The sequence below is a fragment of the Desulfatibacillum aliphaticivorans DSM 15576 genome, assembly GCF_000429905.1.
GTDB lineage: Bacteria > Desulfobacterota > Desulfobacteria > Desulfobacterales > Desulfatibacillaceae > Desulfatibacillum > Desulfatibacillum aliphaticivorans.
Map to the genome: position 1 here is coordinate 295282 of NZ_AUCT01000006.1, position 13364 is coordinate 308645.

Sequence of the window (13364 nt, forward strand, 5' to 3'; positions counted from 1 at the left end):
AGCCTGTTCAGGAGCCGAATATGAAAATATTGTTTTTAGGAAATAATTGGGTGGGATGGCGTACAGCGGCGTTTTTAAAGGAAAGCGGCGCTCAAATTGTGGGCGCCGTCCTTCATAAGCCCGAGGAGCGCAAGTTCGGCAAGGAATTGTTGGAAACCCTCGGCCTGGACCAAGGCCGGATTTTCGACGCTTCCATGCTGCGCGATTCCGAGGTCCTGGACGCTATTCGCTCTTTAAGTCCGGATCTGGGGGTGTCGGCCTATTTTGGAACCATACTCAAAAAAGAATTCCTGGACATTTTTCCCGAGGGCTGCATCAACGTGCACCCCGCCTTGCTGCCATTCAATCGCGGGGCTCACCCCAATGTCTGGAATATTGTGGAGGGATCTCCCGCAGGCGTCACCGTCCATTATATCGACGAGGGCGTGGACACAGGCCGCATCATCGCCCAGCGATTTGTGGAAGTCAGGCCCATAGACACCGGCAAAACCCTGTACCGCAGACTGGAAAAGGCCTGTCTGGACCTGTTTGAGGAAACGTGGCCCAAATTCCTGGCCGGTGACGTGGAAGTCGACCATGTGGTGGCCGGGTCGGGAACCTTTCACAAAGCGGCGGACCTGAAAACCATTGAGGAAATCAAGCCCAACAAACTCTATACGGCCAGGGAGCTGGTGGACGTTATCCGGGCGCGCACCTTCGAGCCCCATCCTGGCGCCTACATGGTGTTGGACGGGAAGAAGGTCTTTATGCGTCTGGAGCTTTATTACGAGGACGAGGATCATGGCGGGGACTGAAATCCAAATAGGCGACAGGTTGGTGGGCAAAGGGCGTCCCGTATACATCATCGCCGAAATGTCCGCCAATCACGGTCATGATTTCCAGGAGGCCGAAAGGATCGTGCGCGCAGCCAAGGAATGCGGCGCCGACGCCCTCAAGATCCAGACCTACACCCCGGACACCCTGACCATACAAAGCGACAAAGAGCATTTTTTGGTCAAGGGAACGCCCTGGGATGGAACCACCCTGTACGACTTATACGGCCAGGCATACACCCCATGGGATTGGCAGCCGAAAATCAAAAGGCTGTGCGATGAGCTCGGTCTGGATTTTTTTTCCACAGCCTTTGACTCCACGGCGGTGGATTTTCTGGAAGACATGGGCGTGATTCTACACAAGACCGCGTCCTTTGAAATTGTAGACATAGGCCTGATCCAAAAAATGGCCGCCACAGGCAAGCCTTTGATCATTTCCACGGGCATGAGCTCCTTGGGAGAGATCGAGGCGGCCGTGAACGCGGCCAGGGCGGGAGGGACGGATGAAATCGCCCTGCTTAAATGCACCAGCGCCTATCCGGCGCCGCCCGAAAACATGAACCTGGCGGCCATTCCGGCCATGGAGCGGGTTTTTAGGCTGCCCGTAGGATTGTCCGATCACACTTTGGGCATTGCAGCCCCTGTTGCGGCGGTCAGCCTGGGCGCGTGCATCATCGAAAAGCATTTCACCCTGAGCCGGGCGGTTCCCGGGCCGGACTCCAGCTTCTCCCTGGAGCCTGCTGAATTCAAAGCCATGGTGGAGGCGGTTCGGGCCGTGGAAAAAATGATAGGCCAAGTCCGCTTCGGCCCAACGGACAAGGAGCAAAACAGCCTGGTTTTCAGGCGCTCTTTGTTTGTGGTCGAGGATGTAAAGGCCGGCGAGGTTTTTACCGAAAAAAATATACGCTCCATCAGGCCGGGCTACGGATTGCCGCCAAAGCATCTGCCCGAAATTTTAGGCAAAAAGGCGGCCAGGGATATCTCCCGGGGCGAGCCCATGCAGTGGGAGTTGGCGACGGCATGATTTCCGGACAAGAGAGGAACTGATCGTGAAAGACAATTTAAAACGATGCAGCAGATGCGTACTGCCCGAAACCCACGAGACCATCGTCTTTGACGGCGAAGGGGTCTGCAACGTGTGCCGGGGCCACGAGTACAAGCAGCAGAGCATAGACTGGGACGAAAAGAAAAAGGAACTGGACGCCCTGGTGGATCAGTATCGCGATCGATACGATTACGACTGCATTGTGCCGTACTCAGGCGGCAAGGACAGCACCTGGACCTTGTATTACCTGGTCAAGGAATACGGCCTCAAGCCCCTGGTGGTCTGCTTTGACCACGGATTTTACCGCCCCAATTTACTGGAAAACCGCCAGAGGATCTCCCGAATTCTGGGCGTGGATATGCATGTCTTCACCCCCAATTGGAAGGTGGTGCAGAAGCTCATGCTCCAGAGTTTTCTGGAAAAAGGCGATTTTTGCTGGCACTGCCACACGGGCATTTTCGCCTATCCCATGTGGGTGGCCATCCGCCACAACGTGCCTCTGGTTTTTTGGGGCGAGCCTTCCGCGGAGTATACGGCCTATTACAGCTATGATCAGCCTGAGGAAGTGGATGAGAAAAGGTTTAATCGATACATTAACCTGGGCGTCACCTCCGAAGACATGTTCGTGCGCCTGGAAGGCGCCGTGGACGAACGGGACTTGCTCCCTTTCAAGTATCCGCCCCTGAAAATGCTGCGGAAAATCAATTATCGCTCCGTGTGCCTGGGCTCTTTCGTTCCCTGGGACGTCAAGACCCAGTCCGCCGTCATCACCAATGAACTGGGCTGGAAAGGCGATCAGGTGGAAGGCGTTCCTCCTGGCTATGAATACGAAAAGATCGAATGTTACCTTCAGGGCGTGCGCGATTACATCAAGTACATCAAGCGCGGCTATTCCAGGGCTTCCCATTTATGCTCCATCGATATTCGGAACCATCGGCTGAAACGGGAAAAAGCCATGGAAATCGTCAAGGAATACGAAGGCAAGCGGCCGCCCAGCCTGGACCTGTTTTTGGAGCACATCGGCCTGACAGAAGAAGAATTTCTGGACGTGGCCATGAGCCACATGGTGTCGCCATTTGAGTTTGACCCGGCGGAGACTCCCGAGGGCCGGAAGTCCCATGATTATGAGGTCTGGAGTCGGGACGGCGCCATGCCTCGGGACGAGGCTCAGGGCCAGTTGGATCGTTGGAAGAGAAGGAATCAACCTTAGATGAAAAGGGAAAGCAACAGCCGTTAAATGATCGGAATTGTAGACCATAGAATGGGCAATTTGCTCTCGGTGTATAACGCCTTTGAATACATGGGCGCGGACGTGGAGTTGTGCGGCGATCCTCGCGATCTGGAAGACGCGGACAAGATCGTGCTGCCCGGCGTGGGCGCTTTTCCCGACTGCATGAAGAACCTGAAGGAACTGGGTTTTCAGGAGGTTCTTAACCGCTTGGTTTTGGAGGAAAAAAGGCCTGTTTTGGGCATTTGCCTGGGCATGCAGGTTATGGCGGAATGGGGGGAGGAGTTCGGCGAACACCAAGGCTTGGGCTGGATCCCCGGCCGGGTGGTCAAGATTAAACCGGAGGATCCCGGACTGAAAGTCCCGCACGTGGGATGGAACAACATCCAATATTCCGCCGATAGCCCCTTGTTGAAAGGTTTGCCCGAGTCGCCCGATTTTTACTTTGTGCACAGCTTTCATATGGAATGCACCGATCCCGCCCACGTGGATGCGTGGTGCGATTACGGCGGAAGGGTGACGGCCGCTGTGCGGCGGGACAATATTTTTGCAACCCAGTTTCACCCGGAAAAAAGCCAGGATTTCGGGCTGAAAATCATCGAGAATTTTTTGTCCTGGCATTGATGGAAATTGGGGGATAGCCCCCACGTTGTGAGGTAGGAGAAGGGATGCTCAAGAAACGCCTCATACCCAAGCTGCAAATGCGGGCGGCCAGTTTTGGCAAGACCAAGCGTATGGTGCTGGTCACGACCGTTGGGTTCGGCCCCAGCACGGAGATCGGCGATCCCGTGTCTCAGGCCAAGATCTATCAGGCTCAGGCGGCGGACGAACTCGTCTTTCTGGACCTTGACGCTTCCATCGAACACCGTGACGCCCTTACGGACATCATCGCCAAGGCCGCCGAAGAAATCTTCATGCCCATCACCGTGGGCGGCGGTGTGCGCTCCGTGGAAGACTGCCGCAGGCTGCTCAACCATGGCGCGGACAAGGTCAGCATCAACACCGGCGCCGTGGAAATTCCCGAGCTTATCAACCAGGGCTCGGACATGTTCGGCGCCCAGTGCACCGTCGTTTCCATTGATTATAAAAAGCATCCGAACGGAGCTTACGAGGTTTTCACCCGGGGCGGCAAGTCTTCCACGGGCCTGGATCCCGTCGCCTGGGCGGTTGAAGCTCAACACCGCGGAGCGGGCGAAATTTTGCTTACGTCCATCGACAGGGACGGAACCCGCAAAGGCCTGGACCTGGAACTTACGGCCAAAGTCGCCGGGGCCGTGGACATTCCGGTAATTACCTCGGGCGGCTGCGGCCTTGCCAGTCATTTTGTGGACGGCTTTCTTGTGGGCAAGGCGCATGCGGTTTCCGCAGGCACGTATTTTTGCTTTAAAGACGAAAATCCCATGCAAACCCGCTCCCGGATCAGCAACGCCGGCATACCCATCCGGCTGCATACGTGAGGAAGCCATGAAGCTGAATAACATCAAAACAGTTTACCTGATGGGCGGCGGCGGAACCATGCTGGGCTTCGCCAAGGAGCTTCAAGCCCGAAAGTATGAGGTTGTGGTTTTTACAAGCCCCCGGCACTCCACGGAAATCATGCCGGGCGGCGCTACTCTGGCCAGGGAACTGGACGGCGCTGCAATCCCCTGGCGCATGCCCGAAGACGTCAATTCGGACTCCGTGTTTCTGGAAGGCGCGACCAGCCTGACCATGGGCATAGGCTTTGGCGAGGTTTGGACCTTCGCCCGAAAAACCATCGACCGCTTTGAGGGTAAATTGTTCGACTTCATGGGCATTCCCTTGCCAAGGTATCGCGGCGGCGCCCATTACACCTGGCAGATACTCCGGCAAAACCGCCTGGGCGCGTGCAACATCCAGGTGATCAACGAATTCATGGTCCAGGGGGAGTTCGACTCTGGCGAAATCGTCTTTTCTCGGGAATACCGGTTTCCCGATTCCGCCCGCATTCCCCAGGATTATTTTGACGCCGCCCATAAGCAAGAAGTGGATTTTCTCAAAGAATTCATGGACAGGGCGGAGCAGGGCGAGGACTTTATTCTGTCCCCGGTTCCTGAACAATATTCCATATACTTCCCAAGGCTTAACACCATCAAACAAGGCTGGGTCGACTGGTCCTGGGGAACAAAGGATCTGGAGTTGTTCATCAACGCCTTTGACGATCCCTACGCCGGCGCCTCCACCGAACTGGACGGTCAACTGGTGCGCTTGAAACAAGCCAGGGTCGAAACCCTGGACGGCCCGTTCCATCCGTTTATGACCGGGCTGGTGTATCGGATCAATTCCACCGGGGTGTACATTGCAACGCCCCAGGGAAGCCTGATTGTAGGCCGGGTTCTGGACGAAGCGGGCCAGGATATGACCGCCGCCGTAAAAACCGGACAACGATTTTTTACGCCCATGGCAAGGCTGGAAGCCGCCATGACCTTTCACGCCCAATACGACGCCAAGGGAGCAAAAGCATGAACCGCATACCCAAGTTCGTTAAAGGAAACAAAATTTATCTGCGCGAAGTCCGGGAGTCGGACGTAAACGAAAACTATTACAGGTGGATGAACGACTACGAGATCACGCGGTTTTTGGAGGTTCGGTACGTTCCTCACTCCTTGGAGCAGATTGCGGCTTATGTGCGCTCCCTGGACGGCAACCGGGATGAAATTTTCCTGGCCATTTGCGACCAGGAGAACGACCGTCACATAGGCAACATCAAGCTGGGGCCCATCAACTGGATACACGGGTTCGGCGACATCAGCCTGGTCATCGGCGAAAAAGGCTATTGGGGCAAAGGCATTGGCGCGGAAGCCATTTCACTCGTTTCCGCCTACGCTTTCAACGTCCTGAACCTGAACAAGGTCAAGGCAGGCTGTTACGCGGACAACAAAGGATCGGAAAAAGCCTTTATTAAGGCGGGGTTCTCCCGCGAAGGCGTTCTTAAAAGCCAATGGCGCATGGAAGGCGGGTTTCAGGACGAAATCCTTCTGGGCTTGTGGGTGCGGGACTGGATAGCCATGCAAAACCCCAATGCAGGTTGCTGCCATGTCTGATCAATATAAATTCGATTTTAAGCCTTCCTTTGACTTGGCCATGAGGGGAGGGGACTGGTCCCACGACTCCGAGGTTTGCAAGGTCATGGAAATCTGCCGGGATCTCCATATGCTTGATCGAACCCTTGTTTCCGACGACTACGACAAGGCATTGGATTACTTGGGGAATGTCATGCCCATGAAGGTCCACGCCGTAGAGAGCGGAACCGAGGTTTTCACCTGGACCATTCCCAAAAAATGGGTGGTGCGGGAGGCGTATATAAAGGATGCTTCGGGCGAAAAAATCGCCGACTTCTCCCGCCATCCCCTGCATCTGGCTTCCTATTCAGCGCCGTTCAAAGGAACCCTGAGCAAGGAGGATTTGCTTCAGCATGTGACGACAAATCCGGATCGTCCCGCAGCCATTCCTTACGCGTATCATTATTATAAGGCGGACTGGAGCTTTTGCCTGCCTCATAAGGTTGTCAAGGACCTGGGCGAGGGTCCGTTTGAAGTGGTTGTGGATACGGCTCTGGAGCTCGGCGCCATGAAGGTTGGCGAATGGGTTGTTCCCGGAAACTCCCCCGATTCCATTTTGTTCTCAGCCCATCTATGCCACCCCGGTCAGGTGAACGACGGGCTGGCGGGCGTCGCCTTAGGCCTGGTGCTCATGCAATGGCTGGCGCAACAGCCCAACCTCCATTACACGTACCGTTTGATCGCCCATCCCGAGAACATCGGCTCCCTGTGCTATTTTTACAAAAACCCGGCTTTGATTCCCGTCATCAAAGGGGCGGTTTTTCTCGAAATGGTGGGGAACAAAAATCATTTTAAAATTCAGCGCTCCCGCCAGGGGGATTCCTTTGTGGACCAGCTCATGGAACTGGCCGTGGTAGAGGTCAGGAAGCCTTACGGCGTGGGGCCGTTCCGCAAGGTCATCTGCAATGACGAAATAAACATCAACGGTCCGGGCATAAACATCCCCTGCATTTCCCTCACCCGGTGGCCGTATCCGGAATATCACACCAGCGACGACTCGCCGGACATCATCAGCATGGAGATGATCAAGGAAACCCTGGACGTGTGCAAACGCTTCATCAAAATGACGGAGTCCAATTGGCGACCCGTGCGCAAGTACACGGGCAACCTCTTTTTATCAAAATACGATTTGTACGAAGACCTGAACAAGGACGACACCATCGAACAGATTCTGCTGGCTTTCGAAGGCGATAAAACAGTCCTGGAGATCAGCCGGGACCTGGGCCTGAGTTTCGACCGCACGGCCGATCACGCCCGCCGTTTTCATGAAAAAGGGCTGGTTGATCTAAATTACGGCCATGGGGATGAACAGGCCTGTCGCTGCGGCGATCTTTCCAAAACCGCATTAAATTGGGGAAGCATATTTCATAACGGCGACAAGGGCTCCCAAGGAGAGGAAAATGGATAACGCACCCGTCATAATGCGCCTGGGCGGATATGGGCTGAGAAAACTGATGCCGGAAGATGCCAACGCACGATATCTTGGATGGATTTCCGATCCCGAGGTAAACGCCTTTCTTACGGTGGGTAAATTCCCCTGCACTCTGGAGGACTTGTCCGAGTACGTCTCCCGCTTCCATGGCTCCATTTCCGGCGCGGCCTTCGCCATTGTTAATCAGGAAGATCGGAACAAGCACATCGGCAATGTCACCCTGAACGCCATCAATTGGATCAGCGGTACGGCGGACATCGGCCTGATGATCGGCTCCAAGAAGCACGCCCGCCCCGCCTGCGCCCACGCGGTCCTTTCTCTTATTGTGCCCTACGCCTTTGACGTCTTGGGCCTTCGGCGTTTGTACATGGGCGTTTTGGAAGGCAACATCGCATGCCTGGAGGGCGCCCGGCGCCTCCAGATGAAGGAGGAAGGCCGCTGGCGGGAGCAATCCCTGGTTTATGGAGAGTATCAGGACGAAATCTGGTTCGGGGTTTTAAAATCCGATAGGGACTCCCTGAATTTTTGGAGACAGCCATGAAAAACACCCACGAATATCCCACGGTTTTGAGCGTGGTCACGGTTCCGGACAGGTACGACTTTCCCTCATGGGGAGAGCCCGTGCTGGAGTTGAGGCTTCATCATCCGGGAGATCCCGGGCATGATGTCAATCTTGGCAAGATTATCGCCATCCGGGAAGGGGATCGAATCAAGTTTGATTTAAGGCATGTCAGGGCGGAATGGATTTTATTCGTCGGAAAGTCGGAAATCCTGGATCTCCAAGGCCTGGACAAGGCCGTGGACCTGTTAAAGACCGCCAAAAAGACGCCCTTGCTGGCCACCGTAAAAAAACGCCTGCCGGCCCGCATTTTAAGCCGATATGAATGGGCGGGAACCCGGGATGTATACGATCATCCGGACGAGCACATTTCCACGGTTATCACGCAAGAGCCCAGGCTGATTCCCAGGGCTGAGTTCTCCAAGAAAAAACTCAGCCTTTTGACGTCCGACGCAATGGAAAATGTTTTTCATATTCAGGGCTTGCCGCCGGCCATCAAACTTAAACTGGCGCCTGTCGCGCTTTCCGTTCCTCCTGAGGAAAGGCCCGATCCCCCGGAAAAGCCTTCGTACCTGGACATGTTCAAGTACGGGCATCAAAAGTATTATGACGACACCCGCTTTGGCCCCCGTTTTGTGTGGCCGCCTTCCATGTATCTGTTAATCAGAAAGGCCCATATTCCCGGAATAATAGAAGGCATGAAACAGGGCCTGGGCAATACGGAAATCCTCTCCTACGCCTTTAATTACCTGACTCTGACGGGGGATTTCGAAACGGCTGAAAAACTGATTCCCCTTGTGCCGGAGCAATGGTTTGTGCAAAGCCCGGGCCTGGCCCAGGTGTGCGGCGCCGTTCTGACCATGCGGGGCAGGCTGGAAGAGGCCATGGAGTACTATGAAAAGGCCAGGGAGCTGGATAAGGACGACGCCGAAGCTTTGTTTAACCTGGGCAAGATGTATCTGGTGAACGGCCGGCGCGAAAGAGCCCGGGAATCCTTTGACAACGCCCTCAAGGCCAAAAATCTGGATGACAACGTACGCTCAGGCATCGACTTTTTCCTCATGAGCATGGAAGCCACGGAGGAGAAGCCCATCACGCTCAGCCTGTGCATGATCGTCCGGGACGAGGAGGAATCCCTGCCAAGGGCTTTGCAGTCCGTTTTCGGCCTTGTTGATGAAGTGGTGGTCGTGGACACAGGCTCTACGGACAATACCAAGGAAACAGCCGCCGGCATGGGCGCCAGGGTTTACGATTTCGCCTGGAAGGACGATTTTTCCGCGGCCCGGAATTTCGCCATGGATCAGGCGACAGGGGACTATGTATTCTTTCTGGATGCCGACGAGCAATTGTCCCCGTTTCACAGGATCAATCTCCTTTTCCTGAAAGCCCTTTTGTCCGAAAAGACGCCCGTGGCCTACGAGCTGCCTATAGGCAGGACCGATGTGACCACCGACTGGCTGATTATCTCCGGCCTGCCGGATAACTTTATTCCCCAGACCTCCGCCATCCGGATTTTTCCCCGCACGCCGGACATCCGGTTCCGGGGCAGGGCGGCCGAGACCGTGGCCGACTCATTGAACGCCTTGCAGATTAAGGTGAAAAGCGTTCCGCCGGGGCAATTGGACATCATCCACGATGAATACGGCCGGGAGCGCAGGGTGCTGAGGAAAGAGGCCGCCTATCTGGCCGAAGAGAATCCCTCCCTGGCAACGGTCACCACGGCGGTGCAGGATTTTTCCTCTATAGGAGACGAACAAAAAAGCCTGCATTGGCTTAAAATGCTTAATCAACAGCATCCCACCGATTCGGATAACTGGCGGCTGGTCCTGCGGCTGGCTTTGATGATGGAGGATACGGACCCGGAATTCGCCCGGAAAAATTATACCGGAATGCTGGATCGCGGCTGCAAAGCTCCTGCGGTGTTGAACGCCTACGCATCCTTTTTAATAAGGAACAATGAGTTTGAAACCCTGGCTGCATTGAATTTGGATTCGGACGAAGGGTTTGAAAACGATGCGGAGGAAAAGGCGTTCTTCGTCCACAAAGCCCTGGCTTGCTTGAGCGCCCAGGATGTGGATGAAGCCGCGGACCTGCTCCAAAAGGTCCTGGAGCGGGACATGAGCTTTTTGCTCGCCCAGGCGGCGCGGTTTTTCATTTTATCGGCCTTGGGCGTCGTTCACGGCGCCCTGGGGTGCCTGGAGGACCTGGGATACCTGGTCAAGGGCGACAAGGAAGCCGCATTCGAACCGGGTATGGATTTTATGGCCAAGGTGGAGACCGTGGCGCAAGCCATGGAAAAAACGGGACAACTGGAGGAACGCTTTCTTTTGCTGAACGGCGCGGTCTGCCTGGTTTCCGGTCAGGAGGAATCATGAACCCTACATTCGTTAAAAACCTGAAGATCCTCAGGGAAAGATACCCCGACATGGCCAAGCGCCTGGCAGGGGCCGGCTCGGGCGCCTATCATTTAATTTCTCCCAAAGGGAGCGGGCCTCCCAATTTGGCTTGGTCCACGCCGGAGAAAAACGTCATGTTTTACGACGATTCCATGGACCCGCTCCTTCATGTTAAGGAGGTTTTCAAAGGCGCCTCCCTGGAAAGGGCGCCCTTTGTCGTCCTTTTCGGCGTGGGGCTTGGATACCAGCTTTTGTTTCTGGATCAGCTCATGAAGGATTCGGACCGCTTGAAAAGGGTCCTGGTGGTGGAAAAGGACATGGAATGCCTGAAACTGGCCATGGAGGTTACGGATCTTTCCGGACCTTTTTCCAACCCGGACATTCGCATCCTGTGCGAAAGCCCGGAGGACGACCTGTTCACCCAGGTCAAGGCGGCCATGGACAATCTGTGCTACAGGTATTTCAAGGCCCTCCGCTGGGTTCCCTGGCCCGCTTCCCTGGAAATCGACCCGGACTATTATGACGCGGCCCGAACGGCCATCGCCGACATGGGAGACCTCTGGATTTCCCTGAGAGGCAACGAGCCTTACGACACCCTGGCTTCCTATGAGAATTTTTTCCGCAACCTGGATCTGTACGACAAATCCCCCAATCTGCGGTGCGTGGAAAACGTCTTTGAAAAGAGGCCGGCGATTATCGTCGCCACCGGCCCCTCCCTCAAGAAAAACGTGCACCAGCTTAAGCTGATTAACAACAAGGCGGTCATCATCAGCGTGGACGCCTCCTTGAAGATTCTGCAGGACCAGGGAATTTATCCCCACTTCGCCACGACCATCGAGCGAACGCCGGGCATCAACAAGTTTTTCGTCGGCTTGAACAACATGGAGAAAACCATCCACCTGGTTCCGTCCTTCGCCCATCCCAGTTCGGTGCACGCCCACAAGGGGCCCAAGCTCTTCATGACCAGGCGATACAAGTTCTTCCTGGACCTTGGCATGGAAAAGGACGTGATCGACATGGGGCTTTCCACGGCCATCGCAGGCTTTGAATTGGCCCGCCTCATGGGATGCGACCCTATTATATTGATAGGCAATGACCTGGCCCAGGCTCCCGGAGGCCTCACCCACGCCGCGGGCAATGCATTCGGCGTCAAGCAAAGCACGTTCAACGTCAACACCTTTACGGTTCCGGGCAACCTGGGCGAGGATGTGGTCACCTGCGAGATCTGGTACAAATGCATGAAGGACTACGAAACCCGCTTTGCAACCTACGACGGGACCGTGGTCAACGCCACCGAGGGAGGCGCCCGGATTGTGGGAACCAAGATCATGCCTTTTTCCCAGGCCATAGAGTCCTATTGCAAGGAGGAGTTCGCCCCCAGGGAAAAAGCCCTGTCCATTGTATCCCAGGCAAAGGGCTCCAACCCCGCCAAGGATAATATCCATGTGCTCAAGGATTGGAAGCAAAACAGCGAAGAGGCCATCGCCCAATGCAAAAAAGGCATTGAAATCGTCAACCCGTTGCTTAGACGCCTGGAAGCCCTGGACGATGACATGGACTTTGTCCTCCGCTCCAGCGTACGCCACGCCATGGAGTCCGTGGATTCCATCATATCCCAGTTGACCATGTCCCCTTTTATATTCTCCCTGCAGGAGCTTTTTCATACGGAGATTGTCCCCCTGGTCATGGAGTGGGAGGTGGCTGAGGACCGGTTCGATGACGAGGACTGGGGCAACGCCTACCGCCTGAAGCTGGCCGAGTTTTTTATGGGCGCTTTTGGGCAGTTATGCCTTTCCTTAAACGAGGCTCTGGACATGGGCGTAGAGGCTCTTACGGAGGCGAATTGATTTTTGTCTATTAATAATAAGGTGTTAGCAAAAACCTTTCCGCTCGGGAAGGTTTTTGCTTTTAGGGTGAAAAAATTATTTAAAGTTCTGGGACCCAATACCGATACAGTTACTAAGACATAGGGAAAACGAAAATAAAGGAGGTGATACTTCCAAAGGCTAACGGATTAACCTTGAACAAGCGCCAAACTTAATTTTCAGAAAAAACTTCGGCACGGAAGCCGAATACAAAAAGAAAAAGCCGGATACATACCGGCCCTTTAAATCAAGGAGGATTTATCATGGGTCTCAGAGTCGCTAACAACATCGCCGCAGTAAACGCTCACCGTCAACTTGGCATCACCGACAGCAAAGTTTCCAAATCACTGGAAAGGCTTTCGTCAGGCTTCCGGATCAACCGCGCCAAAGACGATGCTGCAGGCCTGTCCATGGCCCGTAAGTTCGACGCCCAGGTTCGCTCCCAGGCTGTTGCAGCCAACAACACTACGCAGGCAAATTCCCTGCTACAGATCGCAGAAGGCGGCGTAGAGCAGATCGACGCCATTCTGGTTCGTTTGAAGGAACTGGCCACCCAGGCCTCATCCAAGAATAACGAAAAAAATCTGAACGACCTCAACGCGGAAGCTGGCCAACTGCTTAAGGAATTGGACCGCATCGCCACCACCACCACCTTCCAGGGGACATCCCTGCTCACCGGATACGGCACCAAGGGTTTGGTGAATGCGGACGCCGCCAGCGTGGGTTCCGTCAGCAACATGTATGATTTCGACATCAGCGGTTTCAAGGGGAAGGATGCGGAAAGCATTCATTTCACTTCCGCGGGCGCTTCGGTCATCACCATGGTGTACACCGGCAGCGGCACCGTGGAAACCCAGACCCTGACCGTCGGAACAGGCGGGGATACATACAATTTTACCACTTTCGGCGTGTCCTTCAAGACCACCACGGCTGCCGATTCCGCCGCC

General features: G+C 54.9%; 12 protein-coding genes. All 12 read left to right on the top strand.

Translation table 11 applies throughout. The features are described 5' to 3' along the window. Positions 1 to 20 precede the first annotated feature (20 nt). Positions 21 to 794: a methionyl-tRNA formyltransferase gene (locus tag G491_RS29855; protein ID WP_051327102.1), complete on the top strand. Its 774-nt coding sequence runs from the start codon at positions 21 to 23 to the stop codon at positions 792 to 794. Beyond that, on the top strand, positions 781 to 1836 hold the full coding sequence (pseI, locus tag G491_RS0107430) for a pseudaminic acid synthase (RefSeq protein ID WP_028314130.1): 1056 nt from the start codon (positions 781 to 783) through the stop codon (positions 1834 to 1836). Before G491_RS29855 ends, pseI begins: the two co-directional genes overlap by 14 nt. A 25-nt stretch (positions 1837 to 1861) precedes the next feature. Then, positions 1862 to 3067, top strand: a complete 1206-nt coding sequence (locus G491_RS0107435) for an N-acetyl sugar amidotransferase (RefSeq protein ID WP_028314131.1) — start codon at positions 1862 to 1864, stop codon at positions 3065 to 3067. A gap of 27 nt (positions 3068 to 3094) precedes the next feature. Beyond that, positions 3095 to 3709, top strand: coding sequence for an imidazole glycerol phosphate synthase subunit HisH (gene hisH / locus G491_RS0107440; RefSeq protein ID WP_028314132.1), 615 nt, complete (start codon positions 3095 to 3097; stop codon positions 3707 to 3709). 44 nt (positions 3710 to 3753) lie between these two features. After that, entirely contained in the window at positions 3754 to 4542 is a 789-nt protein-coding gene (gene hisF, locus G491_RS0107445; RefSeq protein WP_028314133.1) for an imidazole glycerol phosphate synthase subunit HisF, read from the top strand. A 7-nt stretch (positions 4543 to 4549) separates the two neighbouring features. Next, complete coding sequence (locus tag G491_RS0107450; protein WP_028314134.1) at positions 4550 to 5569, top strand: hypothetical protein; 1020 nt, start codon at positions 4550 to 4552, stop codon at positions 5567 to 5569. Next, on the top strand, positions 5566 to 6147 hold the full coding sequence (locus G491_RS0107455; RefSeq protein WP_028314135.1) for a GNAT family N-acetyltransferase: 582 nt from the start codon (positions 5566 to 5568) through the stop codon (positions 6145 to 6147). The genes G491_RS0107450 and G491_RS0107455 overlap by 4 nt, the downstream gene beginning before the upstream one ends. Then, positions 6140 to 7573, top strand: coding sequence for a DUF4910 domain-containing protein (locus G491_RS0107460; protein WP_028314136.1), 1434 nt, complete (start codon positions 6140 to 6142; stop codon positions 7571 to 7573). The genes G491_RS0107455 and G491_RS0107460 overlap by 8 nt, the downstream gene beginning before the upstream one ends. After that, the gene (locus G491_RS0107465; RefSeq protein ID WP_028314137.1) at positions 7566 to 8138 is read left to right on the top strand and encodes a GNAT family N-acetyltransferase; all 573 of its coding nucleotides are present in this window, start codon (positions 7566 to 7568) and stop codon (positions 8136 to 8138) included. Before G491_RS0107460 ends, G491_RS0107465 begins: the two co-directional genes overlap by 8 nt. Next, positions 8135 to 10531, top strand: a complete 2397-nt coding sequence (locus tag G491_RS0107470) for a glycosyltransferase family 2 protein (RefSeq protein WP_028314138.1) — start codon at positions 8135 to 8137, stop codon at positions 10529 to 10531. Before G491_RS0107465 ends, G491_RS0107470 begins: the two co-directional genes overlap by 4 nt. Then, the gene (locus G491_RS0107475) at positions 10528 to 12399 is read left to right on the top strand and encodes a motility associated factor glycosyltransferase family protein (protein WP_028314139.1); all 1872 of its coding nucleotides are present in this window, start codon (positions 10528 to 10530) and stop codon (positions 12397 to 12399) included. The genes G491_RS0107470 and G491_RS0107475 overlap by 4 nt, the downstream gene beginning before the upstream one ends. Before the next feature lie 281 nt (positions 12400 to 12680). Further along, positions 12681 to 13364: flagellin N-terminal helical domain-containing protein (locus tag G491_RS29860; protein WP_487042735.1), on the top strand; the 684-nt coding region annotated here is incomplete at its 3' end.

Excerpts from the sequence above, each read along its gene's own strand:
- G491_RS29855 (WP_051327102.1), top strand. The coding sequence starts at position 21 with ATGAAAATATTGTTTTTAGGAAATAATTGGGTGGGATGGCGTACAGCG.
- pseI (WP_028314130.1), top strand. The coding sequence starts at position 781 with ATGGCGGGGACTGAAATCCAAATAGGCGACAGGTTGGTGGGCAAAGGG.
- hisH (WP_028314132.1), top strand. The coding sequence starts at position 3,095 with ATGATCGGAATTGTAGACCATAGAATGGGCAATTTGCTCTCGGTGTAT.
- hisF (WP_028314133.1), top strand. The coding sequence starts at position 3,754 with ATGCTCAAGAAACGCCTCATACCCAAGCTGCAAATGCGGGCGGCCAGT.
- G491_RS0107450 (WP_028314134.1), top strand. The coding sequence starts at position 4,550 with ATGAAGCTGAATAACATCAAAACAGTTTACCTGATGGGCGGCGGCGGA.
- G491_RS0107455 (WP_028314135.1), top strand. The coding sequence starts at position 5,566 with ATGAACCGCATACCCAAGTTCGTTAAAGGAAACAAAATTTATCTGCGC.
- G491_RS0107460 (WP_028314136.1), top strand. The coding sequence starts at position 6,140 with ATGTCTGATCAATATAAATTCGATTTTAAGCCTTCCTTTGACTTGGCC.
- G491_RS0107465 (WP_028314137.1), top strand. The coding sequence starts at position 7,566 with ATGGATAACGCACCCGTCATAATGCGCCTGGGCGGATATGGGCTGAGA.
- G491_RS0107470 (WP_028314138.1), top strand. The coding sequence starts at position 8,135 with ATGAAAAACACCCACGAATATCCCACGGTTTTGAGCGTGGTCACGGTT.
- G491_RS0107475 (WP_028314139.1), top strand. The coding sequence starts at position 10,528 with ATGAACCCTACATTCGTTAAAAACCTGAAGATCCTCAGGGAAAGATAC.